This window comes from Sphingobacterium sp. HMA12, from assembly GCF_002933815.1.
Lineage (GTDB): Bacteria > Bacteroidota > Bacteroidia > Sphingobacteriales > Sphingobacteriaceae > Sphingobacterium.
Genome location: NZ_BEYR01000001.1, coordinates 2604238 through 2626702, shown reverse-complemented (window position 1 = coordinate 2626702; position 22465 = coordinate 2604238). Strand labels below are relative to the sequence as shown.

Sequence of the window (22465 nt, the reverse complement as noted above, 5' to 3'; positions counted from 1 at the left end):
CTAAAAATTAGTAGTTTATATAGATAGAGCGCGCCAAGATTAGCTTTTACCAGTTATTTTTAGATAAAAAGTATAAGTTGCTGTTTTTCTGTTTGTTATTTTTTATATGGGAGGGACTAAAACAGGATTAGTAGTGGGAGAATTTGCTTCAGGTTCTGAAGATTCGTGTCTTTTTTTAGGGCATTGATAGCACTATGAATCTGGTTATAAACCGCACGTTTGCTCAAATTTGTTTTCACCGTAATTTCTTCGTAGCTCAAGCCTTCATAATAGCGGAGCAAAACAAGCTCTCGCTGTCGTTTCGGCAATTGGAGGATCGCATTTTTAAGGATGGTAACACGGGTGTTTTCTTCCTGACTAATAATGAACTGGAATTCTTCTACATCAGCGATATCGATGTTCGTATTGCTTTCGTGGAGGGCTTCAAATTTAGTTGTACGATCGAGGTCTTTAACCAATTGACGCTGGTAGCTTTTAAAAATATAGTTACCCACGTGATTCGCTGTACCGATGCTTTCGCGTTTTTCCCAAAAATAGAGGAAGGTGTTGTTTATACTGTCTTTGAGGGTATCCCGATCTTCCGTATACCGCATGCCATATTGCAGCAGGCTTTTGTAATAGGACATGTATAACTGCTGTAAAGCGGATTGTTCTCCACTTTGTAGCGCTTCCCACAATTGTATTTCCAGTATATCGCGATCCTTACTCATGAATGTCTTGTCCACTACAAAGTTAACATTATGGATATATAAAACGATAATGTTTTAAAAAATGAACCAATAGGATGTGACCAGGTTAAAAGTTGCAAATCCCTTTCCTTGACATCGCTTTCATGCCGCAGGAAAATAATCAGCAAAAGAGTTCGCTTGCCGCGCGCATGGCACATGAACGGTTAGCACCCATCTGACCTTTTCTTCAGATGAGGAAAATAGCTGCCAAAGAGGTTTCAGTCACTTGCATGTTACAATAGAAGTTGGCGATCCGCCATTTTAGGGGCGTTGTTGGAGCTCGTAAGAAAATTTATTACATTTTATTATTTAGATTGATTAAAAATAATACATTTGCAAAAAACTACCCATGAAATTGAAAACTGCAAAACGATGGTTTAACTGGCATAAATGGACAAGCCTAATCTGTACCATTTTTTTGTTATATCTCTGTATAACGGGGTTGCCGTTAATCTTTCATGAGGAAATTGAGCATCTTTTGGAGGAAAATAAGGAAGCTGTGGCTTCGGGACAGAAACTTAGTTTGGATGAACTTGCGCATATCGCCGAATCTAACTATCCAAATGAAAGCGTACGCTATGCTTTCTGGGATGACAATGAAAAGAACAAAGTCCTATTTGATGTGGTCGATAGACCGGATGCTCCTTATGAAAAAAGTAAGTACCTCGTACTGAATGAATATACCGGGGAGATCTTGGGCGCGCCAAAGACTGACGGACTTATGCACATCATCCTTAAACTTCATACGGATATGTTTTTGGGTATTCTCGGGAAACTGTTTTTGGGACTGATGGGGATATTATTTATGATTTCTATTGTATCCGGCATCGTATTATACGGCCCAATTATGAAGAAATATGATTTTGGGATGGTGCGAAAAAATAAATCAAAAAGACTGCAATGGTTGGACACACATAATTTGCTCGGTATTGCCCTCACAGCATGGATGGTGGTCGTTGGATTTACCGGAGTGATCAACACGCTGTCCGATGTGATTTTAGGACTTTGGCAGCAAGGTCAGCTCGCTGAAATGACTGCTCCCTATAAAAATCAGGAACCGCTGACCGGTAAACTCAGTTCGCTCGAAGAGGCCCGGAAAGCAGCGGAACTCACCGTTAAAGACATGAAAGTGTCGGTCATTGCTTATCCTGGGACTCCATTTACCAGTAAACATCATTACGCAGTTTTTATGCGTGGCAATACTGAACTTACCTCCAAGCTGTTGAAACCTGTATTGATTGATGCAAAAACGGGATCCGTGACTGATAGCCGTGAAATGCCCTGGTATGTCAATACTCTTTTTCTTTCCGAACCATTGCATTTTGGAAACTATGGCGGCCCCATTTTAAAGATTGTATGGGCTGTTTTTGATGTCTTTACCATTATTGTGCTCGTCACCGGTCTATACCTTTGGGTCGCCAGACGACGAGCCGAAAAGCAACAACAGTTACTTATCGCCAAAGAACCCCTATCATGAAAAAATCTTTCCTAAAACTTTGGGGAATGCCAATCCTGTTGGCCGTACTATCTCTTTTTGGACTTATCGCCGCACTATTGGGTGAGGGCTGGTTGGACCTTTTGGGATGGCTTGCGTTATCGGTTCCGCTAGTGCTTATTATCAGAAATTATTACAAATAAATTTTCCATAATCATGAAGAAGTTAATACTCAGTGCTTCTGTATTATCAAGTATCACCGCCTTTGCGCAACAAAAAGATTCTGTCAAGACACAGAAAATGGATCAAGTCATCATCAATGCCTACATCAAAAAAGACAGTGAATATGCGAATAAAATGCCGCTTAGGGCCATTGAAAATCCGCAGGTTTATTCCTCTATTGACCGAATAGCATTGGAAAATCAACTTATTTTCACTGTCGATGATGCCTATAGAAATGTAACGGGCTTGCAAAAAATGTGGAACGCGACCGGACGTGCCGGTGATGGCGGAGCCTACGTCAATCTACGTGGATTTATTTCAAATAATTCCATGCGAAATGGACTGGTAGCCCCTGTAAGCGGCACGATAGATGCCGTGAATATTGAAAAAATTGAAGTGCTGAAAGGCCCTTCCGCCACCTTGTATGGAAGTAATGTGACTTCCTATGGGGGTGTAATCAATCGGGTTACTAAAAAACCATATGATAGCCTTGCTGCACATGTACAGGTAGCCGCGGGAAGTTATAACTACTACCGTGCGCAGGCCGATCTTAATGCGCCGTTGACAAAAGATAAACAACTGTTGTTCCGGGTGAATACAGCCTACACGACCGAGGGTAACTTTCAGAATACGAAGGTGCATAACAAGTATTTTGCCTTTACCCCAAGTCTCACCTGGAAAATAAATGATAAGCTGGATGTAAACGTCGAATATGAATTATTCAACAATAAAGCACAGTCTGAACAGAATTTCTTCCTGATGGGGCCGCTATCACAATTTGGTTATTCTGGTATAAAAGATTTGGAGAAAGCCGGACTTGATTACAAAAAATCTTATGTGGGGTCTGGGCTTTACAATACGGGACGTACAAACAATCTTTTTGGGCAGGTCAATTATAAGATTAATGAATATATTCGCTCGTCTACTTCGATAAACAGTGCTTCGAGCTATTCGAATGGTTTTAACCCTTATTTCTATATTACCACAAAATCCTATGGTGCCGATGTGAACGATAAAGAAGTTGGTCTATATCGAGGTGATCAGTCTACAGCGGATAGCAAGCAGCGTTATCTACAATTGCAACAAAACTTTAATTTTGACTTTCATATTGGCAACATGCGCAATCGTACGGTTGTTGGTGGAGATTATCTACGGACCCGTAATGATCAGTTTTTTTATTTTGGAGTAATTGACTTTGTCCCGTTTACCGGCGATATGGATTACACTAATTTTAATGCAGATTATGTTACGAAATATTATAATACAATCCGAAATACGCCCGCTTGGGACGGCGCGACCTGGCCTTTGCGAAATAAATCAAACACCTATAGCGCCTATCTGTCGAATGTAATCACGCCGGTCGCGGGACTGAATGTCATGACTGCAATTCGTTATGAGAGTATTCAGTTTAAAGGTGGTGTAAAAGGATCCAATGAGACTCCCGATTACACACAGCGTGCCTGGTCACCCAAATTAGGAGTTGTCTATGAAATTATCAAAGATAAATTATCGGTATTTGGTAATTACCAAAACAGCTTTACAAGCAATGGGTATTTTGTTTCAGACACAGCTTCCAACCTCTCGCTTTCGGATCCCGAAAGAGCGAATCAATGGGAAGGCGGATTTAAGGCGGATCTATGGCATGGTAAGGTTAATGCAACGGTTAATTATTATAATATTGACGTGAAGAATACACTTCAAACCATTGGCTACACACCGCAGGGAAGGGCGATCGAACAACAGATGGGAAAACGTAATAGCCGCGGAGTTGAATTGGAAGTTAATGCTTACCTGGTAAAAGGATTCTCTCTTATTGCAGGACTGAGTTACAACGATTCGAAGTTTACAGAAACAACTGATGCGACTGTGCTAGGCAAAAGACCGAATACTGCTTCCTCCCCTTGGCTGGCAAACTTCAATGCTACGTATCAGTTTTTCGATGGTCACCTAAAAGGACTTGGCCTGGGGGTAGGTGGCAACTATGCAAGTGCTAATAAAATCATCAATTCGACAGTTGGTACTTTCGAACTACCGCAATATTTTGTCCTAAATGCCAATGCATTTTATGATACCCCTAAATTTAGAATTGGGGTGAAAGCGGATAATTTAACCAATGAGCATTACTGGATCGGCTATACTACCGCTAATGCACAACGATTGTTGAACGTTTTAGGAAGCTTCAGTTATAAATTTTAATCGGCTCCTTTTGGAAAAGCAAAAACCTTCAACTGATTAAAAATGAGGGTTTTTGTTTTTTTTCTGTAATGTTTTTGCGCTCTACTATCCTGCTGCTATTTTTTTATTGCTTCCAACATAAAAAGTCCTTCGGTCGTCAATGGAAGTTCCAGTATACGGTTTTGAGCATACACATCAATCTCAACCGAACCGAACCCAATCGTTTGTAATAGGTCGATATCTTTGGCCGGACGTTCGTGCTGGCTGATTTCCAATGCCGACTTGATCTCGTTTACTTCTTCGATGGCACCGGAAGGACATTGGTCGTGTCGGTCTGCGCTAAATATTATCTTCCCAAAATCCGCATCAAGGTTAATCAGTCGTCCGCCGGGTTTGAGCACACGCTCCATTTCCCGATAGCATTTCTCCAGATCGGGAATAGTCCAGGTCATCAACCGGGTGAAAACGAGATCAAAGGTATTATCTTCAAATTGGAGATGTTGTGCATCCATAATGCTATAATCGACATTCAGCTGTAAGTCTTGGCTGACTTGTTTTGCCGAATTGATCATCTGGGGAGATAGATCAACTGCTGTCACTTCAAAGCCGGCAAGATTCAGAATATTGGCGAAATAACCAGTAGCAGTTCCCACTTCAAGAACTTTAGTTCCTGATAACTTATTCCGAACCGATTTAAAAAACTCAAGCCATCGCTCTGTCTCCGGACGAGACCAGGCTTCTTCTCTTTCCTTAAGCCAGGAAGCACTTCTTCCATCCCAATAGGTTGCTATTCTTTCAATCATCCCGTTATTTTTTATGTCTACAAATTTATCCATATTATCCCGAACAAATGGTTGATTTTATGTCAGGAAGAATATAATTATACATACGCGATGATAGTAGAAGCTATATTGAAATAAAAGTCTCTGAAAAAAGCTATTCAACGAAATGAGCTCTATGTTGCGGGTTCCGCCATTATTTATCGTTTGGGATAGCAAAGAGCTGTTGGAAGACGTTGATAATATTGTCTTGGAGATGTTCTTTTATCGGGGCAAGTCCCTGTAGTAAGTTTCAAACTTAATCGAACTATTTGGTAGGAGCGGTTGTTCAATAGCAAACGACATATTATGGCAGAGAAAAATATGAACAATCAGGAAGCATTGGATAAACTGAAAACAATCATCGACCAAATCGACGTAGGTACTGTTTGTTCTTTTGGTAAGGGGGCTGTATATCCACATGGTGTTCCTATGAGTAGACAGGAAGTTGACGCTGCAGGGGATATATGGTATATCTGTTCAGCAGAAAGCGAAACTCATCAAAATATCGAGAACGACCCTAGAGTCTCGCTCTTTTATGCAGATCCAAAAAATTATACTTTTTTGAGCGTCAATGGTACGGCAAGTTTATCCAGGGATCAGGCGAGAATTGATCGTTACTGGAACAAAATGATGGAAGGCTGGTTTAAAAAGGGGAAAGAAGATCCTAACATTAGGTTAGTGCGTGTAACTCCTCAAGATGCGCATTATTGGGACTCGAATTCCAATATGATAGTCAATCTTTTTAACATGCTGAAGGTGGCGGTAACTGGTAATCCCGAAGATATCGGGAAGGAAGGTGATTTAAATCTCTGATCCGGAGGCTATGACATTATTTATGCCCACCTATCATAAGATAGATAACTTTTTAAAGGCTTGATCGAAGCGTATGTTGGTATAAAGATATAGCTGAATCGCGGGCGACGAATAGATCTAAAAGTCTACATATATTATTTTATGTAGACTTTTTTTGTTGTCACGTTTAGTTTTTACATGATTTTATATCTGATTTTCTCCTTATTAAGGATCTAGACTTGCTTAAGCCAAGAAAGTTTTTAAATACATAACAGAATCTAAGATATCCTATCTTCTAATAAAAAAATAGTATATATCCTTGTAGTGAAATATGAAGATAATTTTTTAGTGTGTATATTTGAATCATATAGACTGACCAAAACATTGACACTATGAAAGACCGAGAATTAAATGAATTGACTGACCAGGAATTATTGGAAAGAAAAAAGCAGCAAAAAAGCAACAAACTGATTAATGCCATATTAGTTGGATTTTGTGCTGGCGTATTGATTTATGGTATCGTGAATAAGGGGATTACTATTTTCACATTTATGCTGCTCGTTATGGGGGCTTGGGCATTTATGCGTTGGAAAAAAAATGACGAAGCTCTTGATGATGAACTAAAATCCAGAAATCTGAATAAGGAGTAACCTGTATATGTAAAAAAATAATACCGAAGCCTCAAAGCTTCGGTATTAGGATTGTGAAGAAATCCATATATCAATTTAACCTAGTCATTAGCTATTTTACAACGAAGCATTATCGCGCAACATTTTTATGTTGTCGTGCGCTTCCAGCTGTTTGTTTAATTGCATTGTCAGTACATTCTTTACATTAGGCGTTAGCTCATCAGTATCTTCCTCTAGTACCTTTTTATAAGTAGCTTTAAAAGCGTCCTCACCTTTTTCACAGCTTTCCAGCAAGCTTTTTTTATCGTTACCGGTGACATTCACTTTTATACCCATCCAAGTTCTAAAAAGTTTGCCACTAAGCATGGTAGCGTCTGTAGGCTCTTTTCCTTCGAGTTTTATGTAAGGTGTCAAATCTGCAATAAATGATTGCGATTGTTCGACGTATTTTTTAAAGTCTGGTTCCAGTTCATGTAGACCGTGGTTGTGTGCAAGTTCGATCGCTTTGTTGTATCCTTCGATTCTATCGTTATTGATCTTGATAATATCATTGATGATCTCGGGGTTATTGATGTTATTTTCCATATTAAATTTGATTTATATACATTTAAAAGACCTGATCAAGGGCTGTTTCGTTTGCCCAATATGCGATTCAAGTATTTAATCTATATTTAGGTATTTTTACGAACAGGGCCTCGGAAAACTTTAAAAATGGCATGATAACGGTGGGATTCGATATTTACTATTCCAATGCACGGGGCCTTCTTAAACGTTAATATTGCCAGATAGATCGGGTTTGTCATCGTCCTTTTCCTCCTGTTCGGACTGAGCGTCGTCCGGATCATGGGTGCGATCATCTTTGATCCCTGATATATCTGTATTTGGATTTTTATTATCCTCGTTAGGATCTGCCGTGCGACCATGTTGGTCGGTGAAGGTGTCTTTATTTAGCTTACTCAGATCCGGACTTGGCTCCCTTGGATCCGGGTTGGGAATAATTGTCATAAGAAAGATGCACATACCCCGATGTACAACTTTTTGGTTATTGAATGTTTTCATATAATGATCTTTTTTATATAGAACAGATCGAAGAAGCTTAATGTTGACCGAAGTAATACGCAATTTACTGCGTTTATACCTGAATGATATGAACCAAAGTATTGCAACCGAAAAAAGAAATTTTTAGTAACCGTCTTTAATAAAAATAATGCAAATTACCACCGTTTGGATTTGTTCTGACAACATTGATATGTCATGGAATGTATGGGATCGATTGCGTAGAAATTTTTGAATAATCTACAGCTAAAATGCTAATTTCAGAAAACTCTAGTCCTAAGATGCAGGGTCTTTTCTTGGTCACATTAGAAAGAAAGAATGCAGTAGGGGTATGTATTGTTTTTGTTGAAAAAAAGTACTGTTGATAGCTGCAGAGAGCATAATGATATCTGTAGTTTTAATATTCCATTGGGAGAATTTTTTTATGAGGAAAGAAAGCCAAACAATCGTCACGTTTAATAAAAATTTTATATTCTTTTTTATTCTACTGCTTTTCGGCCCCGGGCTAAGGGCTGGGTCGCTGGATAGTATCACGGTTGATCAAAATGGGAATGGTGATTTTACAAGTATACAGGCAGCGATAGCGTCAATTCGTGCTTTTCGTGGCGATAATGCCGTTAAAATTTTTGTAAAAAAGGGGATTTATAATGAAAAGGTGGTAATTCCCGCACATCTTGAAAATATTCAATTGATAGGGGAAGATGTGATGACAACCAAAATTGTCTACAACGATTATTCGGGTAAGACTGTGAACTGCCCGGATGAGACCGGACGCACAGTTCTCGGAACTTTCGGCAGTTATACACTTATGGTACGTGGGGATAAGATTTTAATTCAAAATATCAGTATTGAAAACTCCGCGGGTCCAGTTGGGCAGGCTATAGCACTGCACATTGAAGGAGATCGAATTGCGTTTGTGAATTGTCGTCTGCTAGGATTTCAAGATACGCTGTATCTGGGTAAGGGCAGAAGTTTTTTTTCGCAATGTAGCATCAATGGCAGCACTGATTTTATTTTCGGTCCAGGGACTGCTTTTTTTGAAAAGTGTAAATTAGTCTCATTGCGTAATTCTTATATCACTGCCGCATCGACAACGGTAGAACAAGTTTATGGTTTTGTATTTAATCAATGTGATTTTATCGGCATGGATAGTACGGTAAATCAAGTTTTTCTCGGTAGGCCTTGGCGTCCATATGCCAAGACAGTTTTGGTTGACTGCTATTTGGGATCGCATATTACAGCAGAAGGATGGAATGAATGGAAAGGAGATAAATTGTTTCCAGAGAAAGAAAAAACTGTTTTTTATGCCGAACTTGGATCCAAAGGGCCTGGCGCGATTGATCTTACGAAAAGGGTCGTATGGTCTCGGCAATTGCGTCTCAATAAACGACGAGAATATTCCTTGGCGAAAGTGTTGGGAGATTGGGATATCCATAAAATGATAGACGGGGCTCGCTAGCTTTCAGAACCAAGATAATATGAATTAAACTATTTCGTGCGGATGAAGCATTAAATAGAGAGTTCGGTCCAACAAACAAAGTAGCTAATCTTTAGCTACTTTGTTATTTATTCATGCGGAGTAAGTGCCAGTGACACAGTTTACAGAGATGTCACTCAGTTTTAATCGTTATTTTTTGGCATCAATATAAGGCTTATGGTACTGCTCATTGAAGCGTTTTTTGTCGTCGCGATAGCTACTGACGGCACCTAATTTGTGCATCAGTTTGATATAACACCAGGCTAGGTCGATCTGATAAGGCCTAAAACCACTCCGAGCACTTTTAGGATAGAGGTGATGGTTGTTGTGCCATTCACCAGCTACGATACCGGGCCAAAGTTGATTAATGGATTTGTCCTTTTCATTAAAATCTATCCCCTCCCGTTGTTTATCTTCACCTTTGGCATGGCCTTCATAATTAAAAGTACGTACGCCAATGGCCCAGAATCCAGCTGCACCAAATAGGCAACAGGCCAGGGCGTGTCCGCCGATCAAAAAGAATACAACATACCAAAATGACCAGTTCAGCACCCAAGACAGAATCGCATGGGTCGGATTAACATAGGAACCCCATTTTTGATATTGTGCATAACTATTGGCTGCAACGCCAGTATGTTTCATAAGTAGTTTGACACGGTTGTAAGAGTTTTCATTCAGATCTTTGGCAATGGGTTGATGGTTTACATCTGCCAAAAAGCAATAGAGAAATCCTGCCTGTGCATTGTATGGATCACCTGGTTGATCTGATTTTGCATGGTGGACGTGATGAGAAATTACATAAATTTCTTCCGGTATTACATTTATTGTGAGATTTTGCGTAAAGAAACGCCAAAAGGAGTTTCTAAATTTAAAGGCACCATGTGTGGAAAACCTATGATGCCAGATGGTACCATGTGTACCCATAATGATCATACTGTAGATAAAAGCTGCGAGGACCGTCCACCAGCTAAGGTGGGCAAAGAGAAAAACAAAGAAAAATGGAATAAGACAAGCTACTTTCAGCCAGCTAAAAAAGGGCAGCCAGTTGCGTTGGTCCTTAAAAACATTCAATCTCTTGAAAAATTCGCTGAATATCTGCTTTGGGCTAGGTTTAATAAGGTCTCCATTGTCGTCTTTCCATCCGTAGCTGGGGGTTTGGAGTACATGATCTAAAAAGGGCATTCTGTTGGTTGATTCTAATTATTGATAAAGTGCTAAGCTACGGTATATATCGGTTAAAAAGTGTTAATTCAAAAAGTTTAACATAATAAGATAACATTTTTAATGCTATTATTAGTTTTTGAGGTACAATAGCCTTTTTTGTCCCGGCCCACTATCTTTACAGGATCTACATGTGTCGATATAACTCCTCAGTAGGAATTTGACTACATTAATTTTAGTAAAATCAATAATATCTATCAAATTAGTAGTCTTTATGAAATTATTCCTATATTTGATTCATCGCACTTAATAGAATAGACGGATATGGCATTAAAATTTCTCGCAGAAAAAAACAGACAACAATCTTTAAGCGGAATTTCCACGCAAATCAAATGCGATGATATCCTGCGTGAGTTAAGCAAGTTGAAGGTTTTCAATCGGATTTTATATGTAGGTGCCCATCCCGATGATGAGAATAATAAACTGTTAACATTTTTTGCACAAGATCAGCTTGCTGATGCGGCATATTTGTCACTCACACGAGGTGAAGGTGGACAGAATTTTATAGGTACTGAGAAAGGGAGGGAGTTAGGTGTACTGCGTGTCCAAGAATCGCTATCTGCCCGGAAGACGGAAGGAACGAGGCAATTTTTTACGCGTGCAAAGGACTTTGGATTCGTAGAATCTGCGGCTGAAACCATGCTTGTATGGAATGAGCAAGCGGTACTCGCCGATATGGTATGGACTATCCGATATTTTCGCCCGCAGGTCATTATTACTCGATTTTCGCCGCATATTCCTGATCTCCATGGCCATCATCAGAGCTCGGCAATTTTGACCGAGCGGGCTTATGACCTTGCGGCAGATCCACAGGCCTATCCTGAACATTTAGAAAAGCTGTCTGTCTGGAAAGCGCAGCATCTCCTTTGGAACGTCTATCGGGAAAGTGGTGTCAAAGATATTGGCGGTAATGTAACACCTTTACCTGAGTATCTTGCGCTTCATATGCCTGCGTATAATCGTTATTCAGGTGTGCATTATGGTGAGATCGCTGCCGAAAGCCGCAATAAACATCGCTCCCAAGCTATGGCTAGTTTAACACAGCATACGCCCTCCGTTGAATATTTTGAACTATTGAAGGGTGAGCCTCTGGACACAATAGGGCTTGATTCTCTTTTTGCAGCACCAGAATCTTCGGATCAGTATATTCCTATTTTTAAGAAACAGGTTGATGGTTTGCTGATGAAGCATGCTGATGGAAACAATCGTGAATTTCCATTGGCCGTAGCGACAATTTTGCTCTGGATGAATACGGTACCCGCAAATAGTGCCATCCAGGAAAAGCGCAGTAGTTTGGAGTTGCTCTTATTGCGTTCACTGGGCGCATCTTTCGAAGTACATTCCACAGATGACAGGTGGGTGCCGGGAGCCAATGTTAACTTATCTTTGCAGGCCAATATACCAAAGGAGTCTGATTTGGTCTTGAACAGTGTGATAGTTCCTTTTTTTGAAACAGCGTATCATGAATCCTATCGATTATCACAGACTGAACGGGTTGAAATTACTGGTCGTCTCAGTCAGACGATCGATCCTTCATTCCCAACTTGGTTAAAGGAGGAGGGAGATAGAGGTAGTTATTCCCCCCGGTCTTCAGCCGATATTGTACTGTCCCAACAGGATAATCCAATCGTAGTGCAATTGCAGTTACAGTTTGCAGCTTTATCCATAGCGCTTACTGTACCTGTATTGAGCAACAATAAGGCCGTCACTATTTCCCCGGCGTTTACCGGAGCTTTTGAAACAGATATTGTTGTTTTGGCGGATTTTACAAGGCGTTCTATTTCGCTTGAGATACAATCCAATGTAGCTACGGTAGAGGCTGTCAATGTGAGGTTGACCGCAGCGGATGGACTGGAACTTTCTCCCAAAGAACAGTCTGTGGTCATTCGCGGCAATGCTTCTGAAATAGTGAATTTTCAGTTAACATCATTGGGACATACTGAAAGCATACAAAAGCTTGGTTTTGAAATTGAAACTGTTTACGGTGTCCATCAACATAGCATAAAATCGGTCAGTTATCCCCATATCGAAGAGGTGCGGTATTATCCTAAAGCAGAGTTACGGGTTTTAAATAGCTCGGTTGCAAGTCTGGCTAGCCGAATTGCCTACATATCGGGCAAAAATGATGAACTTGTAGCAAGCTTAAAACAGCTGGTGAATCATTTAGAATTGATATCTCCTGCAGCATTGAAAGATACAGATCTATCAGCTTTTGATGCAGTAGTTTTGGGTTTCCGAATTTATAATACAGATCCATACCTAGTGGATTTCCATGGGAAATTGCAGGAATATGTCCAAGCAGGTGGGGTTTTGATCAATCAATATAATACCCCCTATGACCTTTCTGCCGTGGAGGTGGGTCCGTATCCTTTGGCTGTTTCAGGCGAACGGATTAGCGATGCAGAATCGGCTATTCGCTTTTTGAATCCCACTCATCGGATTTTGAATTATCCGAATAAAATAGGCCAGCAAGATTTTGATAACTGGGTACAGGATCGGGGACTGTTTTTTCCAAAAGATTGGAGGAAAGAGTTTGAACCTATCCTGCGTACTCAAAATTCAAATAAGGGAAATGAAGATGGTTTGTTGCTCGTGAGTAAACAAGGCAGAGGTTACTATATCAACAGTAGTCTTTCTTTATTTAGACAACTCCCTGCTGGTGTGGTTGGAGCCTACCGTCTCTTTGCCAATATGTTGTCCATTGGTAAAACTGATGTTTACTAATCGCACGTTACTTTATTCCGCAGATAGGGTATAGTTCAATTGAGATCTGATTATTTTCTGATCCTTATCCAGCATGATTAACTTACCGGGTTGTGCCGTAAGGCGTACGAAATAGCGCTTATCCGTGTCGCTATCTGGATTCAGAATGTACAAAGTCGCATCATTATCTTTTTCGTAGCCACGCTCGATAAGGATTATTCCCTCGGATTTGATCGGCTGATCAGATTTTCCTAAATAGGTTTCCTCAAGCTTATAAGTTTCATTGACAAAGGTCAAAACCATTTTTATTCCTTCGCAGTCTGCACAAGGAATAGTTCCGATATAACGTTTTTGTATAACAGTTAAAGCTGTATCCTGCTGGTTGTTGTCATTGCTGGACATCTTGTCTGTGGTTGCAGAAGTGTCGATGGCTGTACTAACAGTTCCTTCATTAATATTGTGACAGGAGGAAATTATCAGGGTTACCATTCCGAAGGAAAGAAACTGAGCGATTTTGTTCATATATGTTATTGTTTAGATAAAAAATACAATTACTATACCAAGAAAATCGTATAGTAGATGATGTTGATCATGATTGATTTTATGCAACCATAACGGTATACATTGCTCTACTAGTATAAGAATAACCTGATGTTTTGTTTGCCTTGGCAATCTATCAAACCCGCAGCTTGAATTTTAGGAATAAAATTTTTGGAAGTAACGGGAGAAACTTAAAAAAGTAGCAAAAAAATATAAACTTTTTCAATCCTGGCATTGTGTTATACAGAGTAGTAATGTAACCACTTCGTGGAATAGCACTTTGATAAAAACATGTTGCTATATCATTTTCGAAGATAAACATTGAACGTATGAGTTTAAGCAAATACCGCGAAAAACGGAAGGATGAAAAAACACCGGAACCCTTTGGCGGAAAGCCGAACGGCAAGGAACTGAGATTTGTCGTACAGAAACATGATGCCTCTCATTTGCATTATGATTTCCGCTTGGAGATGGAAGGAGTGCTGAAAAGCTGGGCAGTGCCAAAGGGGCCTTCTATGGATCCGAATATCAAGCGACTAGCGATGATGGTCGAAGATCATCCCTACGACTACCGAAATTTTGAGGGAATTATCCCTAAAGGTCAATACGGCGGTGGAACTGTGATCGTTTGGGATGAAGGAACATATGAACCCGTAGAAGGTGCAAAGGATGATATTACCAATATGGACAAAAATCTCAGGCACCAGCTTTATTCCGGGAAACTCAAATTCAGGCTTCATGGGGAAAAGTTGAAAGGAGAATTTGCCTTGGTCAAAGCGCATGGGCGCGGGGATAACGGTTGGTTGCTGATGAAACTCGAGGATAAATATGCCAGCGATCAGGATATCACAAAAAAGGATAAATCGGTTATCTCCAGTAAAACCATTGCACAGATGGAAAAATCACCAGATAAGGTATATGGGAAAAAGATTATCAAAAAAGAGAGCACACTAAAGGATAAACACAGTACAACAAAAAAAGCTGCCGAAATGATTAGCGACCAGCTTGAAGCGAAGCCTGGACGACAATCAGAAGCTCGGGCTGTGCCAGATAAGCTGTTGAAAAACTCTCCGGCGCAAACCTTTTATACCCATATTGAGCCTATGCTTGCAACCTTGGTGGATAAACCTTTTGATAATGATGACTGGGTTTATGAGGTGAAATGGGACGGTTATCGGGCAGTGGCCTTTATGCATAAAGGGGAAGTGGAATTGAAGTCCCGGAATGACAAGAGTTTCAATGAAAAGTTTTACCCCATTTATGATCAGCTCAAGGAGATAAAACTCAATGCGATTGTGGATGGAGAAGTGGTTGTGTTGGACAAAAATGGTGTAGCAAATTTTGGTAGTCTGCAGAATTGGCGCAGTGAAGCTGACGGTGATCTTGTCTATTATGTATTTGATATCTTGTGGTATGAGGGGAAAGATTTAAAGAGCCTATCTCTTCTCGAAAGAAAGGCCGTTTTAAAAACAGTACTTCCGCAAAGCGAACAAATCCTTTTCAGTGAGCATTTTGATACTTCCGGGGCAGACTTTCTGAAAGAGGCGAAAAAACTAGGCCTGGAAGGGATCATGGCTAAGCGAAAAGACAGTAGTTATCACGCGAATAACCGCTCACATGATTGGTTAAAAATTAAAGCCAATAAGCGTCAGGAAGTTGTTATTGGTGGTTATACCCTGAACGATGATTCGGGGAAGTTATTTAGTAGTCTGCTTGTTGGTGTATACAAAGAGAAAAAACTCATTTATACCGGAAAGGTCGGTACCGGCTTCAATGCCAAGATGCAAAAAGATATGATGACCTTATTTAAACCATTGATCATAGAAACGACACCTTTTGCAGAAGAGCCGAATATCAATAAACCTTCACGCTTTCGTCCCAATCCACCACATGCATCGGTGACTTGGTTGCGGCCGGAGCTCGTATGTGAAGTTAGTTTTACGGAAATAACGAAAGATGGCGTTATGAGACATCCCTCATTTGATGGTATGCGAGAAGATAAAAATCCAACGAAAGTGATGCTTGAACAGGAAGAGTCAGTACAACAGTTTGTTGCAGATAAAACGAATCATATGCTTAAATCGCGTATAGCTGGAGGACGCAAGATTTTGTTAAATCCAACAGAGAAAACCCAAGTAAAAAAAATCAATAAGCGGGAGCTCAAGTTTACCAATCTCGATAAGATTTTTTGGCCAAATGAAAAGATCACCAAAGGCGAACTTATCAATTATTATTATCAGGTAGCACCTTTTATATTACCATACCTAAAAGGTAGGCCACAAAGTATGAACCGATTCCCAAATGGTATCAATGGAGAAGGGTTCTATTTTAAAGATGTTACCGATACCGCACCGGATTGGGCCGAACTTTATTTATATCAAAGTGAAGCAGATAATCGAGATCGACATTATTTAGTCGGAAAGGATGAGGCAACATTATTGTATATGGCCAATTTAGGTTGTATCGAAATGAACCCATGGAATAGCACAATTAAAAAACCGGATCATCCAACCTACTGTATCATTGATCTTGATCCGGATAAAAACTCTTTCGATCAGGTGATCGAAGCCGCTCAGGTGACCAAGCAGATTCTGGACAACATGGGCGTTCCTAGTTATTGCAAGACAAGTGGCTCAACGGGGCTCCACATTTATATCCCTTTGGGAAACAAATATACGTATGATCAGGCGAAAGAGTTTGCCCGTATCATCGTTACGTTGGTGCATGCTGAGATTCCGTCATACACTAGCCTCAAGCGCACCGTACGTGACCGTAAAGGGAAAATGTACCTGGATTTCCTTCAAAACAGACCTCATGCAACCATTGCATCTGTTTATTCGGTCAGACCCAAAGCCGGTGCTACGGTATCCATGCCGCTCCACTGGGATGAGGTGAAAAAAGGATTAAAGATGACCGATTTTACTATTTTTAATGCAATGGAACGGATAAATAGTATGGGTGATATTTTTAAACCTGTGTTAGGCAAGGGAATTGACCTCAAGAAGATCATCGGTGCCTATTCTGCGAAGTAATCTTATTTACATTAACGCATACGTCCGATGCGGAGCATTTGGCGTTCTTTATTTACGAACGGTTTCTATATTTGATGAAATAACGCAAACGGATGGTAAATGAACTTAATTTTATAGATATAAATTATGCGGTTTTGGCATCATAAGAAATCGGGCAAAAATCCCATTTTTATTGTTCTCAACATATAAAAATGGGATTTTATAATCGTGTTGTAGGCCTGTCTTTGTGTATTTCAGAACGGAAAACTTTTATTGACAGCGTTTTATTGTTCCAGCAGAGCCAATAGTTCTCTTGCAGTTTCTTCCGATGAACCGGGATTCTGACCGGTGATCAGCTTACCGTCTCTGACCACATGACTGCTCCAATCTTCACCTTTACTGTATTTTCCACCAAGCTTAACCAGTTCATCCTCAACCAGGAAAGGGACGACGTCTGTCAATTGTACAGCTTCTTCTTCGGAATTGGAAAAGCCTGTTACCTTCTTGCCCTGTACCAATGGACTACCATCGGCATTCTTAACAAATCGGAAAACACCGGGAGCATGGCATACCGCGGCTACAGGTTTATTGTGTTTCCAGAATGATTCAATCAATGTAATAGAGGTCTTATCATTCGCAAGGTCCCACAGAGGTCCATGGCCACCCGGATAGAAAATTGCATCGTAATCCTGTTCGTCCACTGCTGTTAGGACGATGCTGTTTGCCAGTTTGTTCTGAAGTTCCATATCGGCATCAAAACGTTTTGTTGCTGCTGTTTGGAAATCAGGAAGTGCGCTTTTGGGATCAATAGGTGGTTGTCCGCCTTTGGGTGAGGCAATTGTTATCGTGACTCCCGCATCGGCCATAACATAGTAGGGAGCTGCAAACTCTTCCACCCAAAAACCTGTTTTAGCTCCTGTATCTCCCAGTTGGTCATGTGAAGTCAAAACGACCAATACCTTTAAGTTCTCTTTTTTCATCTTTTAAAAAATTAATTGTTTAAATGATAGTACAAAGTAGGGCATAAATCTTTAGGCATCTATGTGATATACATCACATTTTAAAGAATGGTTTGTTTTGGTGATATAGATCACATTATTTACTCTGATAGAGTCGGCTGAGCGTCTCCCGGGAAACACCAAGATAGGCTGCAATCAAGTGTTTTGGGACAAGATTGTATAATTCGGGATATTGGAGCATCAATTCCTCATACCGACTGCGGGCGTCATTATTGAGTAGGGATAGAATTCTCTTTTGTAGACCGATATACCCCTTATTCGAACGCCATCGTAAAAATGTCTCCACCTCATGGATTTTCTTGCATACACGTTCACGGTCCTCAGCAAGTAGACAAAGCGTATCTGCATCGCTTACACAATCCAGGTTGACCGTTGCTTTCGTATAGTTGTGTAAGGCATTATAATCGGATGCCCACCAGGTTTGTGTGGCAAACTGTAGAATATGCATTTTTTGTTCATCATTAACCACAAAAGTTTTTAGGCAGCCATTGAGGACAAAATATTCGCATTCCACCGTATCGCCGATATTGATGATCGCTTGTTTCTTTTTAAAGGATACCGGTCTGAAAAAAGAAAAGAAATAATCAAATTGTTCATCATCTAATTGGACGGTTTTATTGATATGTTGTCTGAGAATTTCGCGACCGGTCATAGTTTAAAGTTATTTAATGGACTAAAATTAAGCAAAATCTCCTAATCTCTGAGCCGTGCATCTTTTTTTGGGAGCGCTTATATTTTTGATTATTCACTAGATAGGAAGGATGGAATAGCATCGTAGTATATGTCTTATCAACAAGTTAATACCATTTTCTAAATTAAAAGTGAAATAACACTATTTTAATACTGTATTAACAGGGGTTTAACAGGGGATTATCCCTGATAAAACCCTGTTAAATCCCTGTTATATCCCTGTTATTACGCTATTACTATCGGATTTGGGGTTAATTAGTTCCGAGCTTGTGTACCAGATAAAGAAGATTATGTTGTTTGTCTAAATCAATGTTTAACCGGTTTAGCTGAGATTGAAAATCTGTTTTTTTTACTTTTTATTTTGTTTATACAAAGTTTTTTTCTACTTTAGTGTTGCCCTTCACGGGCACTTTTCATAAAATAGGTTAATAATATGGCTAAAACACCCGGAGTACCCCATGCTATCGGGTGTTTTTTTTTATTAAGACTTTTTTCTGTATTCATTCGGCGTAACTCTATGTTGTTCTAATAATTTTGAAAGATGGTTTTCTTAACTGGACTCCATAGGCGATTTCACCAAGGCGTTTTTAGTGCTTTTTTGCTGCATTCAAACCAACGGGAAAAGATGTTGGTAAATTTAATTTCTTGTTGAATGACTTGATGGTTTTGATGCTAAATTGATTTGAAAATAAGTGATATATTTTACATTATTTATTCAGTGGGTTAGAATTTAATACCCTGATCATCCTTAAAAACGACGAATCATAAATCATCTAAGACGAATCGTAAGCGAAAGGAAATAGGGGTAAAGAAGCTCTTTATATTTGCGTCGAAAATTATTGTAGCTGTATCCCATGTGTTAATATTATGGAAATTATTAAAGCATTTATCACTTATTTGGTTACTTACGCCATTACTTATTATGGTATTAAGTATTCACTTTCCGATCACTTTTTGGTCAGTACGCTAAATATTGGAATTTCTGCGTTGGCGGCGACATCCATTACTGCTTTATTGTCAACTGATCGTTTAAAAAGAAATAAAAACGAAGCGTAAAGTCCTGTGGTTTGAAATTGGGAAAATAGAAAAAAAGAGGACGCTTTTTATGTAAAAGCGCCCTCTTCGAGATCGAAAAAAATAATCTCATTTATCTTTTTTCAAATTTATACGACAGCGTTGCCATAAAACTGCGCGGTGGAATCGGATTCACACTATAGTTTTCATGGATGTAATAGTTAAATGCATTGGTAATATTGGACAATTTTCCAAGAATACTCCAATTTTTATAGGTGTATCCAGCGGAAAAGTCAATAGTTGTAAATGGACTGACAGAAATCAGACGATTTACACCATCTCGGATATTTGCTTTCGTATTGTTCCATCCGGCATTACGTCTTCCGGTATAGAAGGAAGAGAATCCTAGTTTGAGTCCCTTCAGGCTGCCATTTTGCAAAGTATAAAATATGGTTCCATTTGCGGTGTGAGGTGTAGACCCGACCTGTCTCTCTCCCTCGGCATTCCCCATCTCACTAGTCTTTGTATATCTTCTAAAATTATAACTATAACCGGCAATAATATTTAATCCCTCTGCAAGCTGTCCACGTAAATCCAGTTCAACACCGTCCGATGCTGTTTCTCCGGTAAATTCTTTCATCAGCGCATCCTTGATCGTGCCATCTTCTGAAATAATCGCTTGAGCGAATCTATTGTTTTTAATTCGATATACGGAAGCATTCGCTGTCAAACGGCCATTCATAAACTCATTTTTTACACCGAATTCATATTGATCGATGATGGAAGGTCCTAATGAACGATACTCACGATCGTATCCGGAGTTAGCCTCAAAGTTGCTTGCGTAAGTCACAAATATGCTTGAGCTAGAAATCGGTTGGTAAATAAGACCAAATTTAGGAGACCATGCTTTATCAATTTTTGGACCAGCAGGTTTATTTTCAGTCAATGTATGGTTTCCTTGGTTATCTATAATCCTGGATTCCGGAGTTTTTTGATACGTGTATCTTACTCCTGCTAAAACCTTGAATTTTTCCGATAGTTCAATTAAATCTTGCACAAATACACCTGAACGGTAAATATCTGTTCTCGTGGAATTCTTGAAGGATGCATCTGGGATATCCGTACGTTCTCCTCCCGGTTGATAGATGTTTATGAGGTCATAGACTTTTGTCTTTCCATCTACACCGACTACATTTCCTTTATCGGAAATTTTAAAAGCAAAGTTCTTAACATCGGATTGATCTGCATCAGCACCGACCAATATCGTATGTTTAATTCCGGCAGTATAAAATTTACCAGTCAAATTTACCTGCTGATTCATGGTGATTTCTTTAGACCTCGTTTTATTCAAAGCAATGTTTAAGTCCCCATTTGCTTGAATCTGCACGCGCTCTGCGCCGAAGTAATCTCTATTGTACGATTGGGCACCCAATGCAATATTTAGCTTCCAGTTGTCATTAAACTTGTGATTTAACGCGGTTTGGAAATTGGCCTGCTCGGTGTCATTAAAAGCCCAAACTGTATTGAGAAATCTCTTTCTTCCAATAGATTGATCAATTTTACCATCAATAGTGCCGATACCAAAATCAGGCGTATTGTTCGCCTTCATATAATCGCCGTTTATTTCGATCTCGGTCTTTTCCGAAGCTTTTATGAGTAATGAAGGATTTACATATGTCCGTTTATTTTCGACGACATCACGAAAACTTTTTGCATTTTCATAAGTTCCTATCAGTCGAAAGGCTACAGTCTTGGATAATGGTCCATACACATCAACCGTCGGCTTGTAGAAATCATAACTCCCTGTTCGGAAGCTAACCTCTCCACCATAGTTAAATTTAGGTTTTTTAGTGACCATATTGATAACTGCTCCGCCACTTACACCACCATATAATAGCGCTGCACTACCTTTTAAGATTTCTATGGACTCCAACGTTGAGGCTTCAATAGATGCACTATTGTTTGTTCTGATTCCATTCTTAAAGATATTGTTCGCGCCTAAACTATAACCCCTCGCATAGAAATTTTCATTGACTCCACCTCGGTTGGCACCTAAGGCAACACCATTTGCATTTTTGAGTGCATCACTTAACCGATTCACCTGCTGGTCGGCAATGACCTGTTCATTGATGATCTGTACACTTTGCGGTAAGTCTTTATCAATAATACCAGCTTTCCCAATATGAACTTTTTGGTTGTTATGGGAATTGTATCCAAGTACTTCAACCTGCTCCAACTGGGACTCAGAAATATTCATCGCGATATTAACTGCTGAAGCTTTACCATCTTTAACCGTCACTATCTGCTCTGCAATCGTATTTCCGATACTTTTGATCCGAATGGTATATGTTCCATCCGAAAGATTGGAAAATTGAAAACTGCCATCAGAAGAGGTCGAAGTGGATTTCCCTAGTCCCATAATGGTTACTGTTGCCGACTCAATTGGTGCGCCGTCTTTCGTTTTTACACGTCCATGTACCCCTTTACTTTGAGCCGAAACATCCAGATGTATAGCTCCTACCAATCCCAGACTTAAGATAAGCCCCAGAAAAGATCTTTTCATTGTTAATATTGAATTAGTCTAAATTATTTGTCGACGCAAACATACAATTATTTTAGTTATTTAGACTGATTTAAAATAAAAAATAATTCATTTTTTATCTGACTTGCATCACAGCTGCAAGTCGCTGATAAGTCTGTTATTGGTCAACTTATCCTTAGTGGCTGTTATAGATCAACGATCATTTACGGATATACGGTAGATACGAATCGTAAATAAAAAAGACGGATTGTAAATAGATGGTATACTGGAGAAATAGACTTGATATATTTGGAATAGGAGATCAACACGTACCGGTAACGGTATAGCTGTTTTTCATTAGGTTAGAAGAAAGCCGTTCGGAATTCCCCGTTCCAACGGCTTTCGTTTTTT

The 22465-nt window shown here is 39.7% G+C and carries 18 protein-coding genes; 9 read left to right on the top strand and 9 right to left on the bottom strand.

All coding sequences use genetic code 11. The features are described 5' to 3' along the window. Positions 1–116: 116 nt before the first annotated feature. Entirely contained in the window at positions 117–710 is a 594-nt protein-coding gene (locus HMAT_RS11390; protein WP_104382809.1) for an RNA polymerase sigma factor, read from the bottom strand. 367 nt (positions 711–1077) lie between these two features. On the opposite strand from HMAT_RS11390, the gene HMAT_RS11385 reads away from it, so the two are divergent. From HMAT_RS11385 to HMAT_RS11380, 3 genes are read left to right on the top strand one after another with little or no spacing between them, the layout of a single operon-like run. Further along, entirely contained in the window at positions 1078–2205 is a 1128-nt protein-coding gene (locus HMAT_RS11385) for a PepSY domain-containing protein (RefSeq protein WP_104382808.1), read from the top strand. After that, positions 2202–2366, top strand: a complete 165-nt coding sequence (locus HMAT_RS27260) for a hypothetical protein (protein ID WP_199768600.1) — start codon at positions 2202–2204, stop codon at positions 2364–2366. Before HMAT_RS11385 ends, HMAT_RS27260 begins: the two co-directional genes overlap by 4 nt. Positions 2367–2379: 13 nt before the next feature. Then, the gene (locus HMAT_RS11380; RefSeq protein WP_104382807.1) at positions 2380–4581 is read left to right on the top strand and encodes a TonB-dependent siderophore receptor; all 2202 of its coding nucleotides are present in this window, start codon (positions 2380–2382) and stop codon (positions 4579–4581) included. A gap of 95 nt (positions 4582–4676) precedes the next feature. Here HMAT_RS11380 and HMAT_RS11375 read toward each other — a convergent pair whose 3' ends face one another. Next, positions 4677–5363, bottom strand: a complete 687-nt coding sequence (locus tag HMAT_RS11375; RefSeq protein ID WP_158655777.1) for a class I SAM-dependent methyltransferase — start codon at positions 5361–5363, stop codon at positions 4677–4679. A 324-nt stretch (positions 5364–5687) separates the two neighbouring features. On the opposite strand from HMAT_RS11375, the gene HMAT_RS11370 reads away from it, so the two are divergent. Both HMAT_RS11370 and HMAT_RS11365 read left to right on the top strand, forming a co-directional pair. After that, positions 5688–6194 (top strand): pyridoxamine 5'-phosphate oxidase family protein, encoded by a 507-nt coding sequence (locus HMAT_RS11370; protein ID WP_104382805.1) that lies wholly within the window; start codon positions 5688–5690, stop codon positions 6192–6194. Positions 6195–6565: 371 nt separating this feature from the next. Next, positions 6566–6823, top strand: a complete 258-nt coding sequence (locus tag HMAT_RS11365; RefSeq protein ID WP_104382804.1) for an FUSC family protein — start codon at positions 6566–6568, stop codon at positions 6821–6823. A 96-nt stretch (positions 6824–6919) separates the two neighbouring features. On the opposite strand, the gene HMAT_RS11360 is transcribed toward HMAT_RS11365, so the two are convergent. Together HMAT_RS11360 and HMAT_RS11355 are read right to left on the bottom strand one after the other, a co-directional pair. After that, entirely contained in the window at positions 6920–7387 is a 468-nt protein-coding gene (locus HMAT_RS11360; protein WP_104382803.1) for a PA2169 family four-helix-bundle protein, read from the bottom strand. Between the two features lie 180 nt (positions 7388–7567). Beyond that, positions 7568–7861 (bottom strand): hypothetical protein, encoded by a 294-nt coding sequence (locus HMAT_RS11355; protein ID WP_104382802.1) that lies wholly within the window; start codon positions 7859–7861, stop codon positions 7568–7570. Positions 7862–8282: 421 nt separating this feature from the next. Here HMAT_RS11355 and HMAT_RS11350 point away from each other — a divergent pair, with 421 nt between their 5' ends. Then, positions 8283–9317, top strand: a complete 1035-nt coding sequence (locus tag HMAT_RS11350) for a pectinesterase family protein (RefSeq protein ID WP_104382801.1) — start codon at positions 8283–8285, stop codon at positions 9315–9317. A 168-nt stretch (positions 9318–9485) separates the two neighbouring features. On the opposite strand, the gene HMAT_RS11345 is transcribed toward HMAT_RS11350, so the two are convergent. Continuing rightward, the gene (locus tag HMAT_RS11345; protein ID WP_104382800.1) at positions 9486–10517 is read right to left on the bottom strand and encodes a fatty acid desaturase; all 1032 of its coding nucleotides are present in this window, start codon (positions 10515–10517) and stop codon (positions 9486–9488) included. A 303-nt stretch (positions 10518–10820) separates the two neighbouring features. On the opposite strand from HMAT_RS11345, the gene HMAT_RS11340 reads away from it, so the two are divergent. Continuing rightward, positions 10821–13280 (top strand): PIG-L family deacetylase, encoded by a 2460-nt coding sequence (locus tag HMAT_RS11340; protein WP_104382799.1) that lies wholly within the window; start codon positions 10821–10823, stop codon positions 13278–13280. 12 nt (positions 13281–13292) lie between these two features. Here the strand turns inward: HMAT_RS11340 and HMAT_RS11335 are convergent, their stop codons facing one another. Then, a complete protein-coding gene (locus tag HMAT_RS11335; protein WP_104382798.1) occupies positions 13293–13781 on the bottom strand; it encodes a copper resistance protein NlpE in 489 nt (162 codons plus the stop codon). A 347-nt stretch (positions 13782–14128) separates the two neighbouring features. On the opposite strand from HMAT_RS11335, the gene ligD reads away from it, so the two are divergent. Further along, positions 14129–16831: a DNA ligase D gene (gene ligD / locus HMAT_RS11330; RefSeq protein ID WP_104382797.1), complete on the top strand. Its 2703-nt coding sequence runs from the start codon at positions 14129–14131 to the stop codon at positions 16829–16831. A gap of 263 nt (positions 16832–17094) precedes the next feature. Here ligD and HMAT_RS11325 read toward each other — a convergent pair whose 3' ends face one another. Continuing rightward, complete coding sequence (locus HMAT_RS11325) at positions 17095–17790, bottom strand: type 1 glutamine amidotransferase domain-containing protein (protein WP_104382796.1); 696 nt, start codon at positions 17788–17790, stop codon at positions 17095–17097. A gap of 115 nt (positions 17791–17905) precedes the next feature. Then, positions 17906–18481 carry a Crp/Fnr family transcriptional regulator gene (locus tag HMAT_RS11320; RefSeq protein WP_104382795.1) on the bottom strand — a complete coding sequence of 192 codons (576 nt, stop codon included), beginning with the start codon at positions 18479–18481 and terminating at the stop codon, positions 17906–17908. Positions 18482–19386: 905 nt separating this feature from the next. On the opposite strand from HMAT_RS11320, the gene HMAT_RS11315 reads away from it, so the two are divergent. Next, the gene (locus tag HMAT_RS11315) at positions 19387–19575 is read left to right on the top strand and encodes a hypothetical protein (protein WP_104382794.1); all 189 of its coding nucleotides are present in this window, start codon (positions 19387–19389) and stop codon (positions 19573–19575) included. Positions 19576–19666: 91 nt separating this feature from the next. Here the strand turns inward: HMAT_RS11315 and HMAT_RS11310 are convergent, their stop codons facing one another. Next, the gene (locus tag HMAT_RS11310) at positions 19667–22096 is read right to left on the bottom strand and encodes a TonB-dependent receptor (RefSeq protein ID WP_233789195.1); all 2430 of its coding nucleotides are present in this window, start codon (positions 22094–22096) and stop codon (positions 19667–19669) included. Between the last annotated feature and the right edge of the window lie 369 nt (positions 22097–22465).

Bases quoted from the DNA above. Each gene is read 5' to 3' on its own strand.
- HMAT_RS11320 (WP_104382795.1), bottom strand. From the start codon at position 18,481: ATGACCGGTCGCGAAATTCTCAGACAACATATCAATAAAACCGTCCAA.
- HMAT_RS11335 (WP_104382798.1), bottom strand. From the start codon at position 13,781: ATGAACAAAATCGCTCAGTTTCTTTCCTTCGGAATGGTAACCCTGATA.
- HMAT_RS11325 (WP_104382796.1), bottom strand. From the start codon at position 17,790: ATGAAAAAAGAGAACTTAAAGGTATTGGTCGTTTTGACTTCACATGAC.
- HMAT_RS11355 (WP_104382802.1), bottom strand. From the start codon at position 7,861: ATGAAAACATTCAATAACCAAAAAGTTGTACATCGGGGTATGTGCATC.
- HMAT_RS11310 (WP_233789195.1), bottom strand. From the start codon at position 22,096: ATGAAAAGATCTTTTCTGGGGCTTATCTTAAGTCTGGGATTGGTAGGA.
- HMAT_RS11350 (WP_104382801.1), top strand. From the start codon at position 8,283: ATGAGGAAAGAAAGCCAAACAATCGTCACGTTTAATAAAAATTTTATA.
- HMAT_RS11315 (WP_104382794.1), top strand. From the start codon at position 19,387: ATGGAAATTATTAAAGCATTTATCACTTATTTGGTTACTTACGCCATT.
- HMAT_RS11380 (WP_104382807.1), top strand. From the start codon at position 2,380: ATGAAGAAGTTAATACTCAGTGCTTCTGTATTATCAAGTATCACCGCC.
- HMAT_RS11390 (WP_104382809.1), bottom strand. From the start codon at position 710: ATGAGTAAGGATCGCGATATACTGGAAATACAATTGTGGGAAGCGCTA.
- HMAT_RS27260 (WP_199768600.1), top strand. From the start codon at position 2,202: ATGAAAAAATCTTTCCTAAAACTTTGGGGAATGCCAATCCTGTTGGCC.
- ligD (WP_104382797.1), top strand. From the start codon at position 14,129: ATGAGTTTAAGCAAATACCGCGAAAAACGGAAGGATGAAAAAACACCG.
- HMAT_RS11340 (WP_104382799.1), top strand. From the start codon at position 10,821: ATGGCATTAAAATTTCTCGCAGAAAAAAACAGACAACAATCTTTAAGC.
- HMAT_RS11370 (WP_104382805.1), top strand. From the start codon at position 5,688: ATGGCAGAGAAAAATATGAACAATCAGGAAGCATTGGATAAACTGAAA.
- HMAT_RS11365 (WP_104382804.1), top strand. From the start codon at position 6,566: ATGAAAGACCGAGAATTAAATGAATTGACTGACCAGGAATTATTGGAA.
- HMAT_RS11375 (WP_158655777.1), bottom strand. From the start codon at position 5,363: ATGATTGAAAGAATAGCAACCTATTGGGATGGAAGAAGTGCTTCCTGG.
- HMAT_RS11345 (WP_104382800.1), bottom strand. From the start codon at position 10,517: ATGCCCTTTTTAGATCATGTACTCCAAACCCCCAGCTACGGATGGAAA.
- HMAT_RS11385 (WP_104382808.1), top strand. From the start codon at position 1,078: ATGAAATTGAAAACTGCAAAACGATGGTTTAACTGGCATAAATGGACA.
- HMAT_RS11360 (WP_104382803.1), bottom strand. From the start codon at position 7,387: ATGGAAAATAACATCAATAACCCCGAGATCATCAATGATATTATCAAG.